21 protein-coding genes are annotated in these 18,877 nt (G+C 64.4%); 12 read left to right on the plus strand and 9 right to left on the minus strand.

All coding sequences use genetic code 11. The annotated features are described in order from the left end of the window. Positions 1-10: 10 nt before the first annotated feature. The 3 genes from Q1A85_RS00505 to Q1A85_RS00515 form a co-directional block, all read right to left on the minus strand. Positions 11-874 carry a sigma-70 family RNA polymerase sigma factor gene (locus Q1A85_RS00505; RefSeq protein WP_299683963.1) on the minus strand — a complete coding sequence of 288 codons (864 nt, stop codon included), beginning with the start codon at positions 872-874 and terminating at the stop codon, positions 11-13. Further along, complete coding sequence (locus tag Q1A85_RS00510) at positions 871-1,626, minus strand: SDR family oxidoreductase (RefSeq protein ID WP_299683965.1); 756 nt, start codon at positions 1,624-1,626, stop codon at positions 871-873. Before Q1A85_RS00510 ends, Q1A85_RS00505 begins: the two co-directional genes overlap by 4 nt. A gap of 109 nt (positions 1,627-1,735) precedes the next feature. Then, positions 1,736-2,182: a helix-turn-helix domain-containing protein gene (locus tag Q1A85_RS00515; protein WP_299683967.1), complete on the minus strand. Its 447-nt coding sequence runs from the start codon at positions 2,180-2,182 to the stop codon at positions 1,736-1,738. Positions 2,183-2,272: 90 nt separating this feature from the next. Here Q1A85_RS00515 and Q1A85_RS00520 point away from each other — a divergent pair, with 90 nt between their 5' ends. Genes Q1A85_RS00520 through Q1A85_RS00530 form a run of 3 tightly spaced genes read left to right on the plus strand, consistent with a single transcriptional unit; the run spans position 2,273 to position 3,446 of the window. Continuing rightward, positions 2,273-2,623, plus strand: coding sequence for a VOC family protein (locus Q1A85_RS00520; protein WP_299683969.1), 351 nt, complete (start codon positions 2,273-2,275; stop codon positions 2,621-2,623). Next, positions 2,620-3,042 (plus strand): hypothetical protein, encoded by a 423-nt coding sequence (locus Q1A85_RS00525; protein WP_299683971.1) that lies wholly within the window; start codon positions 2,620-2,622, stop codon positions 3,040-3,042. Before Q1A85_RS00520 ends, Q1A85_RS00525 begins: the two co-directional genes overlap by 4 nt. Positions 3,043-3,044: 2 nt before the next feature. Then, on the plus strand, positions 3,045-3,446 hold the full coding sequence (locus tag Q1A85_RS00530) for a hypothetical protein (RefSeq protein WP_299683973.1): 402 nt from the start codon (positions 3,045-3,047) through the stop codon (positions 3,444-3,446). A gap of 10 nt (positions 3,447-3,456) precedes the next feature. Here the strand turns inward: Q1A85_RS00530 and Q1A85_RS00535 are convergent, their stop codons facing one another. Both Q1A85_RS00535 and Q1A85_RS00540 read right to left on the minus strand, forming a co-directional pair. Then, on the minus strand, positions 3,457-6,165 hold the full coding sequence (locus Q1A85_RS00535) for a [protein-PII] uridylyltransferase (protein ID WP_299686320.1): 2,709 nt from the start codon (positions 6,163-6,165) through the stop codon (positions 3,457-3,459). A gap of 97 nt (positions 6,166-6,262) precedes the next feature. Then, a complete protein-coding gene (locus tag Q1A85_RS00540) occupies positions 6,263-7,456 on the minus strand; it encodes a penicillin-binding protein activator (RefSeq protein ID WP_299686322.1) in 1,194 nt (397 codons plus the stop codon). A 98-nt stretch (positions 7,457-7,554) separates the two neighbouring features. On the opposite strand from Q1A85_RS00540, the gene rsmI reads away from it, so the two are divergent. From rsmI to Q1A85_RS00560, 4 genes are all read left to right on the plus strand, one after another. Next, entirely contained in the window at positions 7,555-8,421 is an 867-nt protein-coding gene (gene rsmI / locus Q1A85_RS00545) for a 16S rRNA (cytidine(1402)-2'-O)-methyltransferase (RefSeq protein ID WP_299683975.1), read from the plus strand. A gap of 15 nt (positions 8,422-8,436) precedes the next feature. Beyond that, positions 8,437-8,841: a YraN family protein gene (locus tag Q1A85_RS00550; protein WP_299683977.1), complete on the plus strand. Its 405-nt coding sequence runs from the start codon at positions 8,437-8,439 to the stop codon at positions 8,839-8,841. Positions 8,842-8,937: 96 nt separating this feature from the next. Continuing rightward, positions 8,938-9,873 carry a glutathione synthase gene (gene gshB, locus Q1A85_RS00555; RefSeq protein ID WP_299683979.1) on the plus strand — a complete coding sequence of 312 codons (936 nt, stop codon included), beginning with the start codon at positions 8,938-8,940 and terminating at the stop codon, positions 9,871-9,873. Next, on the plus strand, positions 9,870-10,784 hold the full coding sequence (locus Q1A85_RS00560; RefSeq protein WP_299683981.1) for an alpha/beta hydrolase: 915 nt from the start codon (positions 9,870-9,872) through the stop codon (positions 10,782-10,784). Before gshB ends, Q1A85_RS00560 begins: the two co-directional genes overlap by 4 nt. Here the strand turns inward: Q1A85_RS00560 and Q1A85_RS00565 are convergent. From Q1A85_RS00565 to Q1A85_RS00580, 4 genes are all read right to left on the minus strand, one after another. Next, a complete protein-coding gene (locus tag Q1A85_RS00565) occupies positions 10,754-12,265 on the minus strand; it encodes a YifB family Mg chelatase-like AAA ATPase (RefSeq protein ID WP_299683983.1) in 1,512 nt (503 codons plus the stop codon). The genes Q1A85_RS00560 and Q1A85_RS00565 overlap by 31 nt on opposite strands. Before the next feature lie 66 nt (positions 12,266-12,331). After that, positions 12,332-13,009, minus strand: a complete 678-nt coding sequence (locus Q1A85_RS00570; protein ID WP_299683985.1) for a glutathione S-transferase — start codon at positions 13,007-13,009, stop codon at positions 12,332-12,334. A gap of 60 nt (positions 13,010-13,069) precedes the next feature. After that, on the minus strand, positions 13,070-13,642 hold the full coding sequence (locus Q1A85_RS00575) for a histidine phosphatase family protein (protein ID WP_299683987.1): 573 nt from the start codon (positions 13,640-13,642) through the stop codon (positions 13,070-13,072). Further along, complete coding sequence (locus tag Q1A85_RS00580; RefSeq protein WP_366140561.1) at positions 13,639-14,139, minus strand: bifunctional adenosylcobinamide kinase/adenosylcobinamide-phosphate guanylyltransferase; 501 nt, start codon at positions 14,137-14,139, stop codon at positions 13,639-13,641. The genes Q1A85_RS00575 and Q1A85_RS00580 overlap by 4 nt, the downstream gene beginning before the upstream one ends. 113 nt (positions 14,140-14,252) lie before the next feature. Between Q1A85_RS00580 and Q1A85_RS00585 the strand changes: the two genes are divergently transcribed. The 5 genes from Q1A85_RS00585 to moeB all read left to right on the plus strand — a co-directional run bounded on the left by Q1A85_RS00585 (position 14,253) and on the right by moeB (position 18,843). Further along, positions 14,253-15,131 carry an RNA polymerase factor sigma-32 gene (locus tag Q1A85_RS00585; protein WP_299683990.1) on the plus strand — a complete coding sequence of 293 codons (879 nt, stop codon included), beginning with the start codon at positions 14,253-14,255 and terminating at the stop codon, positions 15,129-15,131. Continuing rightward, on the plus strand, positions 15,128-15,931 hold the full coding sequence (locus Q1A85_RS00590) for a ChaN family lipoprotein (protein ID WP_299683992.1): 804 nt from the start codon (positions 15,128-15,130) through the stop codon (positions 15,929-15,931). Before Q1A85_RS00585 ends, Q1A85_RS00590 begins: the two co-directional genes overlap by 4 nt. Positions 15,932-16,086: 155 nt before the next feature. Beyond that, positions 16,087-17,280, plus strand: coding sequence for a bifunctional phosphopantothenoylcysteine decarboxylase/phosphopantothenate--cysteine ligase CoaBC (coaBC, locus tag Q1A85_RS00595; protein WP_299683994.1), 1,194 nt, complete (start codon positions 16,087-16,089; stop codon positions 17,278-17,280). Positions 17,281-17,332: 52 nt separating this feature from the next. Beyond that, positions 17,333-17,794: a dUTP diphosphatase gene (gene dut / locus Q1A85_RS00600; protein WP_299683996.1), complete on the plus strand. Its 462-nt coding sequence runs from the start codon at positions 17,333-17,335 to the stop codon at positions 17,792-17,794. Next, positions 17,791-18,843, plus strand: a complete 1,053-nt coding sequence (gene moeB / locus Q1A85_RS00605; RefSeq protein ID WP_299683998.1) for a molybdopterin-synthase adenylyltransferase MoeB — start codon at positions 17,791-17,793, stop codon at positions 18,841-18,843. Before dut ends, moeB begins: the two co-directional genes overlap by 4 nt. Positions 18,844-18,877: the final 34 nt, after the last annotated feature.

Raw genomic sequence — 18,877 nt, forward strand, 5'->3', positions numbered from 1 at the left:
TCCGGGGGGATCAGGCCAGCGGCACCATCCGGGCGCTGTCCATCACGTATCGCGCGTAGCGGAAATCGCGGATGCGGGCGATGCGCCCGCCGCGCCAGCCGAGGATCACAACATAGTCGCCGTCGCCGTCCGTGATATGCATCGCGGGGTGGCCTTCGACGGTGACAGGGCGGGCGGACATCAGGGCAATGTCGCTGTAGTTGGAGAAGTAGCGGCCCACCGGCCCTGCCCCCTGCTGGCGCACGCGCCCCACAAGGTCGAGGCTGACATCGGCCAGCAATTGCGCGCGTATCCCGTCAAAATCCCGCCCGATGAACCGGTCCACATAGTCGTGCAACCGGTCTGCGTCGGCAACGGGCAGCGCTGCGGTGTCCGCCGTGTCCCGGTCGGGCGCGATGCGCCGAAGATTGTCGCGCCCGCGCGACAGGGCCGATTTTACGCCGCCGACCGACACGTCGAGCATTTCGGACACTTCCGCCAGCGAATGGCCCATCACGTCCTTGAGGATCAGCGCACTGCGTTGCAGCGGCGTCAGTTGCAGGAACACGGTGAGGGCAAAGGTTGCCAGTTCGCGCGCCTCGAGCGGGGGCGGGGTGTCGTCCGCGATGGGCTGTTCCGGCAGCGGTTCCATCCGGACCCGTTCGGTGCGGCGCATGTGGTCGATGGTGCGATTGTGGACGATGCGGAACAGCCAGCTTTCCACATTGCGCACCCCGCCTGCGGGCCAGTTGACCAGCGCGCTGGCCAGACTGTCCTGCACCACGTCCTCTGCATCAAGGGCCGACCCCAACATGCGCGCGCTGTAGCGGTGCAACCGTGGCCGTATCGCTGCGATCTGCGTGTCCGCGAGGCCATTGGGGCCGGTCTGTGTCATGTCGCTTTGTCCAGACGTTCGATGCCGGCACCGTTGATGCCAAAACTTTGGCAGTCACTGTATTGCGGGTCGGTGATTACGGCCATGGCGTGTGCGGCAAAGCCCGCTGGCGTCAGCGGATTGGTGTAGCGGTCAAGAAAAGCGTCCTGCGATATGCCCAGCCGGTCGGCGTAGCCGCTGGAGGCCGCTTGCCCGATCTCGGTTTCCCGGAACTGCTGCAATGGCAAAATGGTCAGGAATCGCAGGCCGAGGTCCAGTTCATCCGCCTCGCGTTGCAGGTAGTTCGACAAAAACCACTGCATCCGTTTCGCCCCGGCGTAACCGCCCGACGCAAAGGAGCCCGCCAGCGCCGCACCGCTGGAAATCGTCACCACGAGGCCACCGGGTGCCATGGGCCGTGTCAGTGCCGCTGTGCCAAAGGTAAAGGACGATTTCGTGTCGGTCTGCCAGTTGCCGGAGAACGCGTCCCATGTCTGCATATGTACCGGTGCCATGTGCGGCACTGCCCCGGCGTTCAGGATCAGAATGTCGGGCAGCACCGTGTCAAAGGCGCGGACCGCAGCATCATCCGCGGTGACGTCCTGTTGCATGGGATGAATATGGGCGGACTGCCGCGCCATGGCGGCCAGATCGTCGGGATCGCGGCCCAGCGCCCAGACCTCTGCCCCCATCTGTGCGGCAGCGACTGCCATTGCGCCTCCCAGCCCGCGGGTGCCGCCGGTGATCATAACCTTTTTCGAAGCGAGGGTCATTCTGTGGTCTCCTGAAGATGGGGTTCAGAAGAGAGACGAGTGCGCCCGGTCAAAAGATACCGCAGAGGCACAAAAAAGACGTGCGCCCCGTTCCGCAAACCGGCATGGCCTATTCCGCCGGTGCCCCCAGAATGTCCTGATCCACGCGGTCAATGTCTGCCTCGTACCACGCGATGGTCGCCGCCGGATCGGCAACAAAGCTGGCGGCAAAGCTGTCCGGTGCCTCGGTGTCGGCATCGTATTTGACCGACCACACCATCATGGCCAGCAATGCGGGCAACAGATCGCGCAGCTTGCGCGTCGGGAAATAGCACACGCGGCTGCCTTTGCGCGGGTCGGTGCGGCGGTCCAGCAGACCGTTGCGTTCCAGCCGTGACAGACGGTCGGCGAGGATGTTGGTCGAAATGCCTTCGGGTCCCGACAGAAATTCGCTGTAGGTGCGTTTGCCGTGCAGCAACACGTCCCGCATCAGCAAAAAGCACCATTTGTCGCCAACGATCCCCGCCGCATAGCGCGTGGGGCATCCGTTCCAGTGAGCGCGGTCGGTCTTGGTCATGGGCGCAATATAGGGCGCGAAAATATACTTGCAAAATGAAAGCACTCCGCGCTATCCAAATTACACTTGCAAAAAACAAGAGGAATCACGATGACCAATCCCTTTGTCTGGTTCGACAACCTTGGGCCCGCCTCCGCAGCAACGACCGAATTCATGTCCACCCTGTTCGGCTGGACGCCCGGTGACATGGGCGGCATGTCGATTGTCACGGCCCGCGGGGCCGACAGACCCTTTGCCGCGATGGGCGACACGATGGGGCAAGTCTCCGGCTGGGTGCCCTATGTCGAAGTCACCGATCTGGCCGCCGAGACGCAGCGCGCCCGCGACGCGGGCGGCACCGTTCTGGCCGAGGATATGGCGGGCCCCGCGGGCCGCGCGACCTTTGTGCAGGATCCGGGCGGCGCGGTGCTGGCCCTGTGGACGCGGGCGGACACGGCATGATCCTGCGCCATATCCTGTCGGTACTGGCCTTTGCCGTTGTCAGTTTTGCGGCGCAGGGGCTGTCGCATTTTGCGGTGAACGCGGATCATTTCGCCGCCATCACCCATTTGCGCGCTGATCCGGTTATCCCGATGGGCCTGGCCGCGATGGTCGTGCAGGGCGGGATCATGTCTGTTGCCCTGCACCGCTGGCATCCCCGCCGGGCGCGGGTGACAGACGGTCTGGCGATCGCCCTTGCCTTTGGCGTGTTCCTTGTAAGCTATATCGCGCTGGTGGAGCCTGCCAAATACACCGTCCCGGACATCCGCGCATGGATCGCGGTCGAGGCGGTGGTGGGCGCGGTTCAGTTCACCCTGTTCGGCGTGGTGCTGGGGGCAATCCATGCGTGGCCCGGCCAACCCACGCGCGTGGACGCCTGACGATGGCCCGGTTTGTGCTGTCGGTCGGTGCCTATGTCGGGATCGTCTTTCCGCTGGCGATCCTGTGGCACCTTGTCCTGTTCAAAGAGCGGTATCACGCCTTTGGCTATTTCGATGGCGATCCCGACTTGGCACTGGGTCTGGCCACCATCACCGCGCAGGCGATCCTGCTTGCGCTGCTGTACAAGCGCATCGCGCTGCCGGGCGGTGAGATGCGGCGCGCGCTGACCTTTGGCCTGACTTTGGGCGCGTTTTACTGGACCTGTCACGTGCTGGCCTTTCTGGCCAAGCAGTCGACGGCGCAGCCATGGGCCTATCTGGTGATGGAGACCGGCTATCTGAGCCTGCAATTTGGTTTCTATTCCATCGCCTTATGGGTGATCCACCGCCCCCGGAGGGGCTGAAGGCGGCGCGTCAGTTAGCGGCGCGCTCCACCCCTTCGACAATCGCGGCGCGGAGCCGTTTTTCCAGCGACCGCTGTTTGCTTTCGGAGTGGTATTTCAGCCCGAACATATCCTTGACGTAGAACGTGTCGACGACCTGTTCGCCATAGGTGGCGATGACCGCGTTGGCGATATAGACATTGGCCGCCGCCAGTGTCCGGGTGAGGTCGTGCAACAGGCCGGGGCGGTCGCGGGTGTCCACTTCGATGATCGTGTAGATGTCGGAGCCTTCGTTGTCGAAGGTGATGTGCGTGGGCACGCGGAACGCCTTTTCGCGTTTCTTGACCTTGTCGCGGTCCTTGATCGCCTCGCGGGTGACCACCTCACCGGCCAGCGTGCGTTCGATCATCTTGCGCAGGCGCGGCAGGCGGGCGGGGTCATAGGGGTTGCCGTCGGCGTCCTGAATCCAGAACGCGTCCGTCACGAACCCGTCCTTGGTCGTATAGCTGCGGGCGTCGACCACGTTGGCCCCGACCAGCGCCAGCGCGCCGGTGAGGCGGGCAAAGATGCCCGGATGGTCGGGCATAACGAAACAGGCGCGGGTGGCGTCCCGGTCTTCGTCCGGGTGCAGGTCCACGACAATTTCGTTGTCGCCGATGTTGCGCAGCAGTTCCGCGAACACCACATGCGCGGTAACGTGCAGGCCCTGCCAATAGGGGTCGTAATGGCGCGCCACCTCGGCCTGCACATCTTTGCGCGGCCAGTCGGCGAGCGCCTCGCGCAGGGTCTTTTTCGCCTCTGTGCCGCGGCCCTCGCGGGTCAGCGCCTCCATCCCGTCCTCAAGCGCGCGGCGGGTCTGTCGGTAGAGCGCCCGGATCAGCACGGCCTTCCAGTTGTTCCACGTGGTCGGCCCGACGCCGCGGATGTCGCATACGGTGAGCACGCACAGCAGGTCGAGCCGTTTGACCGTCTGCACCGCCTTGGCAAAGTCGCGCACGGTGCGCGGGTCGGCGATGTCACGTTTCTGGGCCATGTCGGACATCAGAAGGTGGTAGCGAACGAGCCATTCGGCGGTGTCCACCTCGTCCTGTTTCAGACCCAGACGCGGCGCGATCTTGCGCACCATCTGCGCGCCGAGGATCGAATGATCCTCGTCCCGGCCCTTGCCGATGTCGTGCAGCAGCAGCGCCACATAGAGCACCCGGCGGTTGACCCCTTCCTTGAGGATCGAAGAGGCGACGGGCAGGTCCTCGACCAGTTCCTCTTTCTCGATCATGGCAAGCTGTGCGATGCACTGAATGATGTGTTCGTCCACGGTGTACGAGTGGTACATGTTGAACTGCATCATCGCGACGATGTGTTCGAATTCGGGGATAAAGGCGCTGAGCACGCCAAGTTCGTTCATCCGCCGCAGCGCGCGTTCCGGATTGCCGTGTTTGAGCAGCAGGTCAAGAAAGATGCGCTGCGCCTCGGCGGTGGTGCGCATGTCTTCGTCGATCAGGTCGAGGTTCGATTTGATCAGGCGCATGGCGTCCGGGTGGATCAGCATCCCCGTGCGCAGTGCCTCTTCGAAGATGCGCAGGAGGTTCAGCTTGTCACTGAGGAAATCCGACGGGTCCGAGATGGCGAGGCGGTTGCCAATCACCTCGTACCCGGCGCGCACGCGCGGCTTGCGCTTGAACAACCGCTCCAGCAGCGGTTCGGCCTTGAGGTGGTCCGCCTCCAGCTTGGTCAGAAAGATGCGGGTCAGGTCGCCCACCTGCGTGGCGTGGCGAAAATAGTCCTGCATAAACCGTTCAACAGCGCGCCGGCCCTGCCCGTCTTCGTAGCCCATGGCCTCGGCCACGGCGACCTGCATGTCAAAGGTCAGCTGTTCTGTAGGGCGGCCCGCCAGCAGGTGCAGGTGGCAGCGCGTGGCCCAGAGGAAATCCTCGGCGGCGACGAAATCCTCGAACTCGTCCTCGGCCAGCAGGCCCAGCGGCACCAGTTCGGCGGCGTCCTGCACCTGATGGATATACTTGCCGATCCAGAACAGCGATTGCAGATCGCGCAGCCCGCCTTTGCCCTCCTTCACATTTGGCTCGACCACATAGCGCTGGCCTTGCCGCACATGGCGCGCGTCGCGTTCGGCCAGCTTGGCCTCGATAAAGGCGCGCTCTGTGCCGCTAAAGAGATCGGTGCGCAGGCGCGTGTCCAACGCCTCTGCCAGCGCGACGTCGCCGAACAGGAACCGCTGTTCGAGCATCGCGGTGCGGATTGTAAAATCCTCACCGCCGAGACGCAGGCAGTCGCGGATCGTGCGGCTGGAATGGCCGACCTTCAGCTTGAGGTCCCAGAGCATATACAGCGTCGCCTCGATCACCGTCTCGGCCCATGGCGTGATCTTGTACGGCGTCAGAAACAGCAGATCGACATCCGAGAAAGGCGCCATTTCACCCCGGCCGTAGCCGCCCACCGCGATCACGGCGAGCCGTTCGCCTTCTGTCGGGGTGGGGTTGGGATGCAGCACCTCCATCGCGGCACGCAAGGTGGACGTAACAAGGCTGTCGGTGAGAAACGTATAGCCCATCGTGGTCGGGCGTGACCGAAACGGATCGGCACGGAAGGCGTCGGCAATTGCTGTGCGCCCCGCCTTCTGCGCGGCGCGCAGATGGGCGACGATGGCGGCGCGCGCCTCGGCTGCGGGGGCCGCGTGCTGCGCGCCCAGCAAGGCGTCAAACGCCGCCTGATCAAAGATCACGGACCGGTCGCAGATCAGGTCGGGCGCCGGGGCGGGCGCTGCGGTCTCTGCCGCGGCACTCACCACACCCGGTCCTGTTGCACGCTGGTCCGCCCCTTTAGAATCCGGCACCGCCAAATCCGTTTGGCGCGGGGCTGACCACAACGACCTTGTTGTCGCGGATCGTGGCCACGGCCAGACCGCGCTGGTTCGTCCCATCGGGCCGCAGGCGGAACACGCCGTTCGCCCCTTGGAACCCGGCACCTTGCGTCAGGGCGGCCCCGGTCAGCGCGTTGGACCGGCCTTGGCTGGCCAGCGCGCCGATGGCTGCGATGCCGTCAAAGGCAAGACCGGCCAGCGGGTGCGGCGCACTGCCATAGGCGCCTTCGTATTGGCGGCGGAACGCGGCAGACCGTGCGGGATCCGGCAGCGCGAACCAACCGCCCTGCACGCCGGGCAGGTCCAGCGTTTGCGGCGGGATATCCCAACGGGCAAGGCCGATGAACTGGGTGCTGGACGGCGACACGCCCGCCTCGGGCAAAAGCTGCGACAAGAGCGGCAGGGCCGACGAGCTGGTGGTGGTCAGGAACACGGAATCCGCGGCACCGCTGTCCACGGCGGCCTTGACCCGTGGCACGGAATCGACGACGCCCTGTTGCGACAGCGGGTAATCAACGGTGCCGACAAGGGTGGCGCTGCTGCGCGAAATGGCCTGCTGGATCGCGTTGCGGCCCAATTGGCCCGACACGTCCTGTGCGTGGACGATGACGATCCGGTTCCGGCCCTGCGACGCGGCATAATTCACCAGACGGCCCGCCGTGTTGTCAAAAGTGGCGCCAAGGACAAAGACATTGCCGCCCGCGATTGTGGTGTTGTTGGAAAAGGCCAGAACGTTCACGCCCTGCGGCGCGACAGCGACGCCTGCCGCGTTGGCGGCCTCGGCGTATAGCGGGCCAAGGATGATGCGCGCGCCGTCGTTGACGGCCAGCGCGGCCTGACTGGCTGCGGTTTGCGCATTGCCTGCGGTGCCGTAGACGCGCAGGTCAATCTCGACCCCGTTGAGGTCACGCATGGCCAGCCGGGCCGCGTTTTCGAGGTTGCGGGCCAGCAGATCGTCACTGGCCTGACCGGAGCCGCGGGGCACCAGAAGGGCCACCGGTATCGGCTGCGAGGTGTCGATGCGGGGGCCGCCCGCGCCGCTGCCGATGGTGGTCAGGGCCGACGGATCACAGGCGGCCAGCGCGAGGGCGGCCAGCGGCATCAGAACGGCGCGGCGGGTCGCCTTGCGCAAGGTGTCGAAAAACGCAAACATGAATACAATCACTCCCGGGTGCATGGGCGTTGTCCTGTGCAGGCGGCCCGTGTCATTTCTGGCGCGGATAATAGACGTCAAAAAGGGCGGGTCCAGCGTTGAATTTTATCAAGAGCGGTCTGAAGCCGGGGCTCTGGTTTGTCGGGGTGCCCATTGGGACGGCGCGTGATATCACGCTGCGCGCGCTGGATGTGCTGGCATCGGCGGACGTGCTGGCCGCCGAGGACAGCCGCAGTTTGCGCAAACTGATGGACATTCACGGCGTCCCGCTGGAGGGGCGGCGGATCGAGGTGCTGCATGACCACTCCAGTGCCGACGCGGTGCAGCGCCTTGTGGACAAGGCGCAGAGCCAGAGCGTGGCCTATGCGTCCGAAGCGGGAATGCCGGGGATCGCGGACCCCGGGTTTGAACTGGCCCGCGCGGCGCGCGCGGCCGGAGTGCCGGTGACCTGTGCGCCCGGCCCGTCCGCCGTGGTGACGGCGCTGGCTGTGGCGGGGCTGCCGACGGACGCGTTTCATTTTGCCGGTTTCTTGCCGAACACCCAAGCCGCGCGCAAAAAAGCGCTGACCGCCCTGCGCGATGTGCAAGCGACGCTGGTGTTCTACGAATCACCCAAACGGCTGCGCGCCATGTTGCTGGATGCCGCAGAGGTGTTTGGGGCCGACCGGCACGGTGCAATGTGCCGGGAACTGACCAAACGGTTCGAGGAAATCCGCACCAACACCCTCGAAACACTGGCAAATGACCTCGACTCGCATCCGGTCAAAGGCGAGATTGTGGTGCTGATTGCGCGGGGCGAACGGGGAAGCGTTAGGGAAATCGACATTGATAGTGCGTTAAAAGCGGCACTGGGTACGATGTCGACGAAGGATGCCGCCAGTTTCGTGGCGGACAGTCTGGATGTGCCCCGGCGCCGCGTCTACCAGCGCGCGCTGGAACTGGTGCGGGACCGTCCGGCACCGTAGTGCAAGGGGATGACGATGGCCTTTCATGCGCGGGACTTTGGCGATGCCGCGCGGGTGGCGCGCGGGCAGTGCGCCTATCACGCGGGCCTCTCGGCGGAGGAACAGGTGGCTGCACGCTACCGTGCGCAAGGCTGTGTCGTGCTGGCCGAACGCTGGCGCGCGGGCCGGGGGGAACTGGATCTGGTATTGCGCGACGCGGAAGGTGTCATTGTCTTTGTCGAAGTCAAGAAAAGCAGGACTTTCGATCAGGCGTTGTCACATTTGTCGACGGCGCAGGCGCGTCGTTTATTCGCCACGGCGGAACAGTATCTTTGCACTTTGCCGGACGGTGTTTTCACACCATCCCGGCTGGATGTGGCGCTGGTCAATGCCGTGGGTGAGATTTGCGTTCACGAGAACTTTTTCGCAGGTGGTCTGTGATCTGCGAGCGCCCCCTGCGCGGGCGCACAGGCCAAATTCATTGCACCTCCGCCGCGGCTGCGCCATCTAAAGCGCAGTTTGCCGGAGAGTAGCCCCATGAAGATCGCCTTTCAGATGGACCCGATAACGGGTGTGGACATCAACGCCGACAGCAGTTTCCGGCTTGCCGAAGAAGCGCAGGCACGCGGGCATGACCTGTTTTTCTACGGACCCGACCAGCTTGCCTACGAAGAAGGCAGGATAACCGCGCGCGGGCATGACATGACGGTGCAGCGCGTTGCGGGTGATCCGGCCGTTTTGGGGCCACGGCGCGTCGTCGATCTGGCGGATTTCGACGTGGTCTGGCTGCGTCAGGATCCGCCCTTTGACATGCATTACATCACCTCCACGCATCTGCTGGACCGGCTGAAGAACGATGTTCTGGTCGTCAACGACCCGTTCTGGGTGCGCAACTATCCCGAAAAGCTGCTGGTGCTGGATTTTCCCGACCTCACCCCGCCCACCACAATTGCGCGCGATCTGGAGACCATCAAGGCGTTCAAGGCGCGCCATGGTGACGTGATCCTGAAACCGCTTTACGGCAATGGCGGCGCGGGTGTCTTTCGCCTTGATGCCAATGACCGCAACCTGACATCGCTGCACGAGTTGTTCACCGGCTTTTCGCGTGAACCGCTGATCGTGCAGAAGTTCCTGCCCGACGTGTCCAATGGCGACAAGCGTGTTATTCTTGTCGATGGCGCCCCCATCGGGGCGATCAACCGTGTTCCGGCGGCCGGTGAGACGCGGTCGAACATGCACGTGGGCGGACGGCCCGAGAAGATCGGCCTGAGCGACCGGGACCACGAGATTTGCGCGGCCATTGGTCCGCTGCTGAAGGAAAAGGGTCAGGTGTTTGTCGGCATTGACGTCATTGGCGACTATCTGACTGAAATCAATGTGACCTCGCCCACCGGCATTCAGGAAATGGAGCGGTTCGACGGGCTGAACGTGGCCGGTGCGATTTGGGATGCCATCGACGCGCGGCTTGCATGAGTTGGATCAGGCCTGTTCTCAATCGCTATCTGCGACTGACCGAAAAGCCGCATCTGCGCAAGGCCACCAGCCCGGAGGCGTTGCGGCGCAGCTTTCGCATCAAGGCGCGGCTGTTTTTCCACCCCCCTGTTGGCACCCGGTTCGAGACGCGCCCGCTGGGACCCGGCGAGGCACTATATGTCACCCCGCGTATGGTCCGGTCGGACAGTGTCCTGCTCTACTTTCACGGCGGCGGTTACGTGTTTGGCGCGCCGGAAACCCATTCCGCGATGCTGGCGACCCTCGCGCGGCGCGTCGGAGCACCGGCTGTCCTGCCCCGCTACCCACTGGCGCCCGAACACCCCTATCCGGCCGCGCCCGACTTTGCCGAAGCGGTCTATGATGCCGTTCTGGCCAAACATCCGGGCGCGCGCATCCTGATCGGCGGAGACAGCGCGGGCGGAGGGCTGGCCCTGACCCTTCTGGCGCGCCTGTTGCGCAAAGGCACCGCCTTGCCCGCAGGCGTTTTTGCCTTTTCACCGCTGACCGATTTGAGTTTCTCCGGCGACAGCATCCGCACAAACGCGGACGCAGACGTGGAGTTGCCCGCCGAGCGCATCCCCGAGATGACAAGACTTTACTTGAACGGTGTCGACCCGGCGCAGTCTGATGTCAGCCCGCTGCACGCCGATTTTACCGGCGCACCGCCCGTCTGGATCACCGCCGGGACCACAGAGATTCTGCTGGATGACAGCCGCCGCATTGTCGACCGGATGACAACGCAAGGCGTCGCGGTCACTTATGTCGAAGAGCATGATCTGCCGCATGTCTGGCCGATCTTTCACAACCTGCTGCCCGAGGCACGGGCCACATTGGCCAATCTGGCCGTTTGGATCAGGGCTCAGGCCAGTTCGAAAGAGCCGACGCGGTAACTGATCGCCTCGCCGATATGTGGACGCTGCACCCTTTCGGAGCCGTCCAGATCGGCGATGGTGCGCGCCACCCGCATGACCCGGTGATAGCCGCGCGCCGACAGTCCAAAGCGGTCTGCCGCCTTGGTCAGCAGCGCGCGCCCGTCCGCATCGGGTTGCGCGAACCTGTCCAACATCCCGCCGGACAGGTCTGCATTGTGCCGCAGTCCATGATCCGCAAAGCGTGCTGCCTGCACCGCACGCGCCGCCGCCACACGCGTCGCAATGGCTGCGGAGGTTTCGCCGTCGGCGGGCAAGTCGAGGTCGGAATAGGTGACGGGCGGCACATCGACCCGCAGGTCGAACCGGTCCATGAGCGGCCCCGATATCCGGCCCAGATAGTCATCGCCGCATCCCGGCGCACGCGCGCAGGCCCGCGCCGCGTCGCTGAGATAGCCACATTTGCAGGGGTTCGCCGCGGCCACCAGCATAAAGCGGCAGGGGTATTTCACGTGGTTGTTGGCGCGTGCGACCATGACTTCGCCCGTTTCGATGGGCTGGCGCAGGGTTTCGAGGACGGTGCGGGGAAATTCCGGAAACTCATCCATGAACAGCACCCCGTTATGGGCAAGCGACGCCTCCCCCGGCTTGGCCCCGCGCCCGCCGCCGATAATGGCTGCCATGGACGCGGTGTGGTGCGGTTCGCGAAACGGGCGGTCCATGGAAATGCCGCCCGCGTCCAAAAGCCCGGCGAGCGAGTGGATCATCGAAGTTTCCAGCGCCTCCATCGCCGTGAGTGGCGGCAGGATACCGGGCAGGCGCGCCGCCATCATGGATTTGCCCGACCCCGGTGTGCCGACCATCAGCACGTGGTGCCGCCCGGCTGCGGCAATTTCCAGCGCGCGTTTGGCCCGCTCCTGCCCTTTGACGTCCCGCATGTCCGGCCCGTGATCCGCCGCCGCCAACTGACCCGCCGTTGCGGGTTCCAACGGGGCCTGTCCTGTGTAGTGGCGCACAACATCGCCCAGATCGGTGGCCGCGATGACCTGTGCCGCGTCGACCCACGCGGCTTCGGCCCCTGATCCTTCGGGGCAGAGCAGCGTGCGATCCTGTTCCGCCGCCGCCATGGCAGCCGGCAGGGCACCGATCACCGGCACCAGCGTGCCGTCCAGCGACAATTCCCCCAATGCGACGGTCATTTCCACCGCGTCTTTGGGCAGGATATCCATCGCGGCCAGCAATGCCAGCGCGATAGGCAGATCGAAATGCGAGCCTTCCTTGGGCAAATCCGCAGGTGACAGGTTGATTGTCACCTTCTTGGACGGCAGGGCGATGGACAGCGCACTGAGTGCGGCGCGCACACGGTCGCGCGCCTCTGACACGGCTTTGTCCGGCAGTCCCACGATGGCAAAGCCCGGCAGGCCCGGCACCATGGCGCATTGCACCTCGACTTCTCGCGCTTCGACCCCCTGAAATGCCACCGTGTACGCCCGCGCCGCCATATGCACCTCTGCTGCTTATGGTTAACGGTTAGCGGCGCCCGGTTTACGATTGGTTAACAGCGCAGGTCAGACTGGCCAGGGACGGGTGGGAAGATCCATTTCGTAGGGAACGGTGTCATAAGTGACCTTTATCCCTTCGGCGCGCCATGCCTGAAAGGCCGCATCCGAGATGGTTGTCTGGCAATAGGCCCGCGCCCCGTCACTGACCGGCAGGTCATAGCCCACAATCCGCGCACAGACCGGGGCGTAAAACGCATCGGCCAGCGAATACGCCCCAAAAAGCCATGGCCCCGCGCCCGCGAAAGCCCGCGCATGGGCCCATAGCGTTTCGATCCGCGCCAGATCCGCAGCCACGTCGTCGGGCAGGGCAAAACCTTCTTTTACGTGGGACAGTTGCATCGGGCAGGCGACCCGCAGCGCACCAAAGCCCGAGGCCATTTCCGCCGACAGCCACCGCGCCGTGGCGCGGGCGGCAGGATCGGCAGGCCACATCGCCACATCAGGATGCCGTTCGTGCAGGGTTTCCGCGATGGCCATGGTTTCGCCAACCACCGTGCCGTCCGGCAGACGCAGCGCAGGGACAAGCCGCGCGGGCGCAAGGTCCGCCATGTCATCTGCCATCGTCCCGTCAAACAGGCCGACCAAGTGGGTGCGGAATGGCAGGCCGAATTTCTCAAGCATGAGCCAACCGCGCAAGGACCAGCTTGAAAACGTCCGGTCACCGATAAAGAGATCATAAGTCATGGGGCAGACGTTACGCAGACCAGTCGCAGCCCGCCAAATGCCCATTTGTGAGATCGGGAATCACGGACTGTGATTGATCCGCTCCACCACACCGTCTGCGGGGCGCAGGGTTGTGACGCTCAGCGGGTCGATCTTGTGGGCCAGAACCTGTTCCGCCGTGACGCCAAGCGTGGCCTGCACCTGCGTCAGGATCACTCCGAAATGCGCGACCACGATAATGTCCTTGGGCTGGTACGTGGCCGCGATCCGCTGCACGGCAACGGCCACACGCTGCGCCGACGCGTTCCAACTTTCGCCGCCGGGGGGCGCGTGATCACCGGGCGTTTCCCAGTATTGACGGCTTAGCGCTTCGTCCTGTGCGGCCACGGTGTTGAAATGGACGCCGTCCCACGCGCCAAAGTGAAACTCGCGCAGGCCCGGATCGTGGGGCAGGCGTGTACGGCCAAGCGCCAGCGCATCCGCCGTACGCACGCAGCGGTCCAGATCGGACGACACGACCAGCGCATCGCCCGGCAAAAACGCCGCCAAGCGCGACACCGCACGCGCGTCCGACAGGTCCGCCGGGACGTCGCGCCATCCGGTGAAGGTCTTTTGATGGGTCGGGCCGTGCCGTACCCAGTGCCAGGTCGTCATGGCATCTCTCCTTTGCGGACCTGCACCAGTCCGGCCAACACATGCAGCACGCAATCCGCCTGTGCCGCCAGCGCGATGTTCAGCCGCCCCTGCGCCTCGCGAAAGGCGCGGGCCAGCGTATTGTCGGGCACGATCCCCTGCCCCACCTCGTTCGACACGACAACCACAGGGGCCTTGCACGTCGCCAGCGCGTCCAAAAACCGCGCCTGAGCCTGCGGCAGATCATGTTCCCCCAGCATGACATTGCTCAGCCACATGGTGGCGCAATCCAGCAAGACCGCCTCGCCCGCGGCGCGCGCCGACAGGGGCGTCCAGACCGCCACAGGTTCTTCGATTGTGCGCCACCCGTCGCCCCGATCAGAAATGTGCTGGTCAACTTTAAGCTGTATTTCCGCATCCCAAATTTGCGACGTCGCCAGATAGATCCGCGATAACCCGCTGTTAACGATCAACTTTTCGGACGCTGCCGACTTGCCCGAAGCAGCGCCGCCTAGCACGAGTGTCAAAGGTGGCAACATTTTTTCATCTTCCAAGTGAACCAATCGGCGTTTCGGTGCGTAGACAAGACAAGTGCGCAAAACAAGACTTACATCCACAGGGGGATGCTCGCATGGCTCTAGACAACGTACGCGACATGTCACTGTCGCGCACCGCAATGAAAGCGGAACTGCTCGACGCTGAAACCGAATTGCGCCTCGCTTATGCGTGGCGCGACGATCGGGACGAGGCCGCGCTGCATCGCCTGATCACCGCTTATATGCGGCTGGCCATCTCCATGGCGTCCAAGTTCAAGCGCTACGGCGCTCCGATGAACGACCTGATCCAAGAGGCGGGCCTTGGCCTGATGAAAGCGGCCGATAAATTCGACCCTGACCGCGGCGTGCGGTTTTCCACCTACGCCGTGTGGTGGATCAAAGCGTCCATTCAGGATTACGTGATGCGCAATTGGTCGATGGTGCGCACCGGCTCAACCTCGTCGCAGAAATCCCTGTTTTTCAATATGCGCCGGGTGCAGGCGCGGCTGGAGCGCGAAAGCGCCGCCGCCGGAGAGACGCTGGACAAGCACCAGCTGCGCCAGATGATTTCGACCGAGATCGGTGTGCCCCTGCACGATGTCGAGATGATGGAAGGACGCCTGTCCGGCTCCGACTATTCGCTGAACGCGACGCAATCGGTCGACGACGAGGGGCGCGAATGGATTGACGCGCTCGAAGATGACGGGGCGCAGGCGGCTGAGCTGGTCGAAAACAAGCACGACACCGAACAGCTGCGTGCATGGTTGTTGTCCGCGTTAAATGCGCTGAACGAACGCGAACGGTTCATCGTGCGCGAACGCAAGCTGCGCGATGATCCCCGCACGCTGGAAAGCCTTGGTCAGGAGTTGAGCCTGTCCAAAGAGCGCGTGCGCCAGCTTGAGGCTGCGGCCTTTGGCAAGATGCGCAAGTCGCTGGAAAACCAGAGCCGGGAAGTGCATCACTTCCTCGTATGATCCAGAGATACATCATGGCTGCGGCCAGCGCGGGGGCGATCCTGATCTATGCGCTGGCCGTTTTCGCGTCCACCGTCTGGAGCGACTGGGCAGGCGATGTCCTGATCATCGGTGAACTGCACGACAACCCGCACCACCACGCACAACAGCGCAATGCCCTGATCGAAATGCGGCCCAAGGCGGTTGTGTTCGAAATGCTGACCCCGGATGAGGCCGCGCAACTGGCAGATGTGGACCGCACAGCCGACGCGATGACCGCAGCAACCCAAGGGTTTCACTGGTCCAACATCGCAGACTATGCCGACGTTCTGGCTCAAAGCCCTGTCATTGTTGGCGCGGCCCTGTCACGTGCCGATATGCGCGCCGCATTCTCCGACGGAGCGGCCCGGAGCTTTGGGCCGGAGGCGGGCCGTTTCGGCCTGACCACCCCACTGCCCGCGGCACAACAAAGCGCGCGCGAATCCCTGCAATTCGATGCCCATTGTACGGCGATGCCACCCGAGATGATGGGCGGCATGGTGGAGGCGCAGCGCCTGCGCGATGCCGCCTTTGCGCGCGCGGTGATCGACGCGCTGGACACCTACGGCGCGCCCGTGGTCCTGATCACCGGCAACGGGCACGCCCGCACCGACTGGGGTGTGCCGGTCTATCTTGAAGCCGCGCGGACCGGTCTGCGGGTCGACAGCATTGGCCAGGGCGAAGCGGGCAGACCGCCCCAAGGCACGTTCGACCGAACGCTGACAGATGCGCCCACGCCTGCCCGCGACGATCCCTGCGCCGCATTCTCCCCCAAGGGCTGATCCGGTCCCTGTCTCTGTCTCCTGAAATCCCGGGGGTGAGCGCGTCAGCGCGAGGGGGCTGGCCCCCTTCCCACCCTCTGCCCCCCGTTCCCCCCTCTGGTCCTTGTCCCGCACTGCGCCTATGGTCGCGTCAACTGACTTGCCGGAGCGCGGACATGCTGCAGGACAAACGCATCCTCCTGATCCTCACGGGTGGCATTGCCGCCTATAAAGGGCTCGACCTGATCCGCCGCCTGCGCGAACGGGGCGCGGCTGTGACCCCGGTGCTGACGCGCGCCGCCGAACAGTTCGTGACACCATTGGCCGTGTCGGCGCTGGCCGGAGAAAAGGTTTATCGCGACCTATTTGATCTGACGGACGAGGCGGAGATGGGGCATATTCAGCTGTCGCGGTCCGCCGATCTGATCCTTGTGGCACCCGCAACGGCGGACATCATGGCCAAGATGGCGCAGGGCCGTGCGGATGATCTTGCCTCGACCCTGTTGCTGGCCACCGACACGCCGGTGATGATCGCGCCCGCGATGAATGTCCGCATGTGGGACCACCCCGCGACCCAGCGCAATCTGGCGCAGTTGCGCCGCGATGGTGTGACGGTCATCGGCCCCAATGACGGCGACATGGCCTGCGGTGAGTTTGGCCCCGGTCGCATGTCCGAACCGCTGGAGATCGTGGCGGCTGTGGAGGCGCATTTCGGTCCCAGACCCATGAGCGGCAAACATGTCCTCATCACCTCCGGCCCGACCCATGAACCGATTGATCCGGTGCGCTATATCGCCAACCGGTCTTCTGGTGCGCAGGGGGCCGCGATTGCGACAGCGTTGCTGGACCTTGGTGCCGATGTGACCTTTGTCACAGGCCCTGCCACCGTTGCGGCCCCGCAGGGCGCGCGCATCGTGGCGGTCGAGACCGCGCAAGAGATGCAGGACGCCGTCACCGCAGCCTTGCCCGCGGACGCGGCCATTTTTGCGGCCGCCGTCGCGGATTGGCGGGTGGACCGCGCCTCGGACAGCAAGATGAAAAAGCAAAAGGGCACCCTGCCCACCCTGCGCTTTGCGGAAAATCCGGACATTCTGGCCCATGTGGCGCAGATGGTCGACGGTCGTCCGGGCCTAGTCGTCGGCTTTGCCGCCGAAACGGATGATGTCGTGGCCAATGCGACGGCCAAGCGGACGCGCAAAGGGTGCGACTGGATCGTGGCCAATGACGTGTCGCCCGAAACAGGGATCATGGGCGGGACCGAGAATGCGATCACCCTGATCACGCAAGACGGCGCAGAACCGTGGCCGCGCATGGCCAAAGGCCGGGTGGCGCAACAGCTCGCGCAGCGGATTGCGGATGCGCTGACCTGATCGCCGCACCCTCTGGCCAGCGTTGGAAATGAGTTTATTTGGCAAGATGAGAATGCAAAACGTTCCTCTGAAACTGATGCGCACCGCGCAGGCCGATCCGGACATCCCCCTGCCCGGCTATGAGACTGACGGCGCTGCGGGTGCCGACATCCGCGCGAACCTGCCCGATGGCCGGACCGTCACGGTCGCTCCCGGCGCGCGGGCGCTGATCCCGACAGGCATTGCAATGGCCATTCCGCGCGGCTACGAGGTGCAGGTGCGGCCCCGGTCCGGGCTGGCGCTGAAACACGGGATTTCTCTGGTCAACAGCCCCGGCACCATCGACAGCGACTATCGCGGTGAGGTTGGGATCATCGTGCTGAACACAAGCGCTGACCCGTTCGAGGTCAGCCATGGGATGCGCATCGCGCAACTGGTGCTGGCCCCCGTTGTGCAAGCGGCCTTTGACGCGGTTGAGACCCTCGACGATACGGCCCGCGGCGCGGGCGGATTTGGCAGCACGGGGCGCGGATGATCCTTGTTCTTGTTATCGCTGCGGCCCTCTGGGGGGTTGGGCACCTGATGGGCACGCCGCACAAGGCACGCTGGCTGATGATCGGGCTGTTGTATGTGGCGGTTCTGGCTGTGCAGATTGCGCTGCCCACAGGTCACCCGTTGCGCGTGGCCACGGGTGAAAGCCCGGCGTTCTGGTTGATCCTTGGCGGCTTTGCCGCGCTGATCTGGGCGTACCGTCAGGGTCTTGGCCGTTTGCGCGCACGGGTTGCGCAAACAGAGGCCGAGGCCGCACCGGCCCATCAGACCGGGCCGTTTTCCGATGCCGAATTGAACCGCTATGCCCGCCATATCGTCCTGCGGGAGGTGGGTGGCATCGGACAGAAGGCGCTCAAGGAGGCGCGGGTGCTGGTTGTGGGCGCGGGTGGTCTGGGCGCGCCGGTGCTGCAATATCTGGCCGCTGCCGGTGTTGGCACCATCGGGGTGATCGACGATGACATCGTCGAAAACGCCAACCTGCAACGGCAGGTGATCCACCGCGATGCGGATATTGACGTGCCCAAAGTCTTCTCTGCCCAAGCCGCGATGGAGGCACAGAACCCGTTTGTCACCGTGCGCCCCTATCACCGGCGTCTGACGGCGGAGATCGCGGGCGACCTGATGGCGGATTACGATCTGGTGATCGACGGCACCGACAATTTCGACACGCGCTATCTGGTGAACGAGACCGCTGTGGCGCGCGGCATCCCGCTGATCTCTGGTGCGCTGACCCAATGGGAAGGACAGTTGAGCGTGTTTGACCCCGCCCATGGCGCGCCCTGTTATCGCTGCGTCTTTCCCGAAGCGCCCGCCGCGCATCTGGCCCCGAATTGCGCCGAGGCGGGTGTGATCGGTCCGCTGCCCGGGGTGGTCGGCACGATGATGGCGGTTGAGGCGATCAAGCTGATCACCGGCGCAGGCACGCCCCTGCGCGGTGAGATGGTGATTTACGACGCGCTTTATGGCGAAAGCCGCAAGATCACACTGAAACGGCGCGATGCGTGTGCGACATGTGGCCATGTGCCGGGCTGAAGCCCGGCCTACGGTCTGACCAAAGGAGAGAGCA

Origin of the sequence: uncultured Tateyamaria sp. (genome assembly GCF_947503385.1) — a bacterium.
GTDB lineage: Bacteria > Pseudomonadota > Alphaproteobacteria > Rhodobacterales > Rhodobacteraceae > Tateyamaria.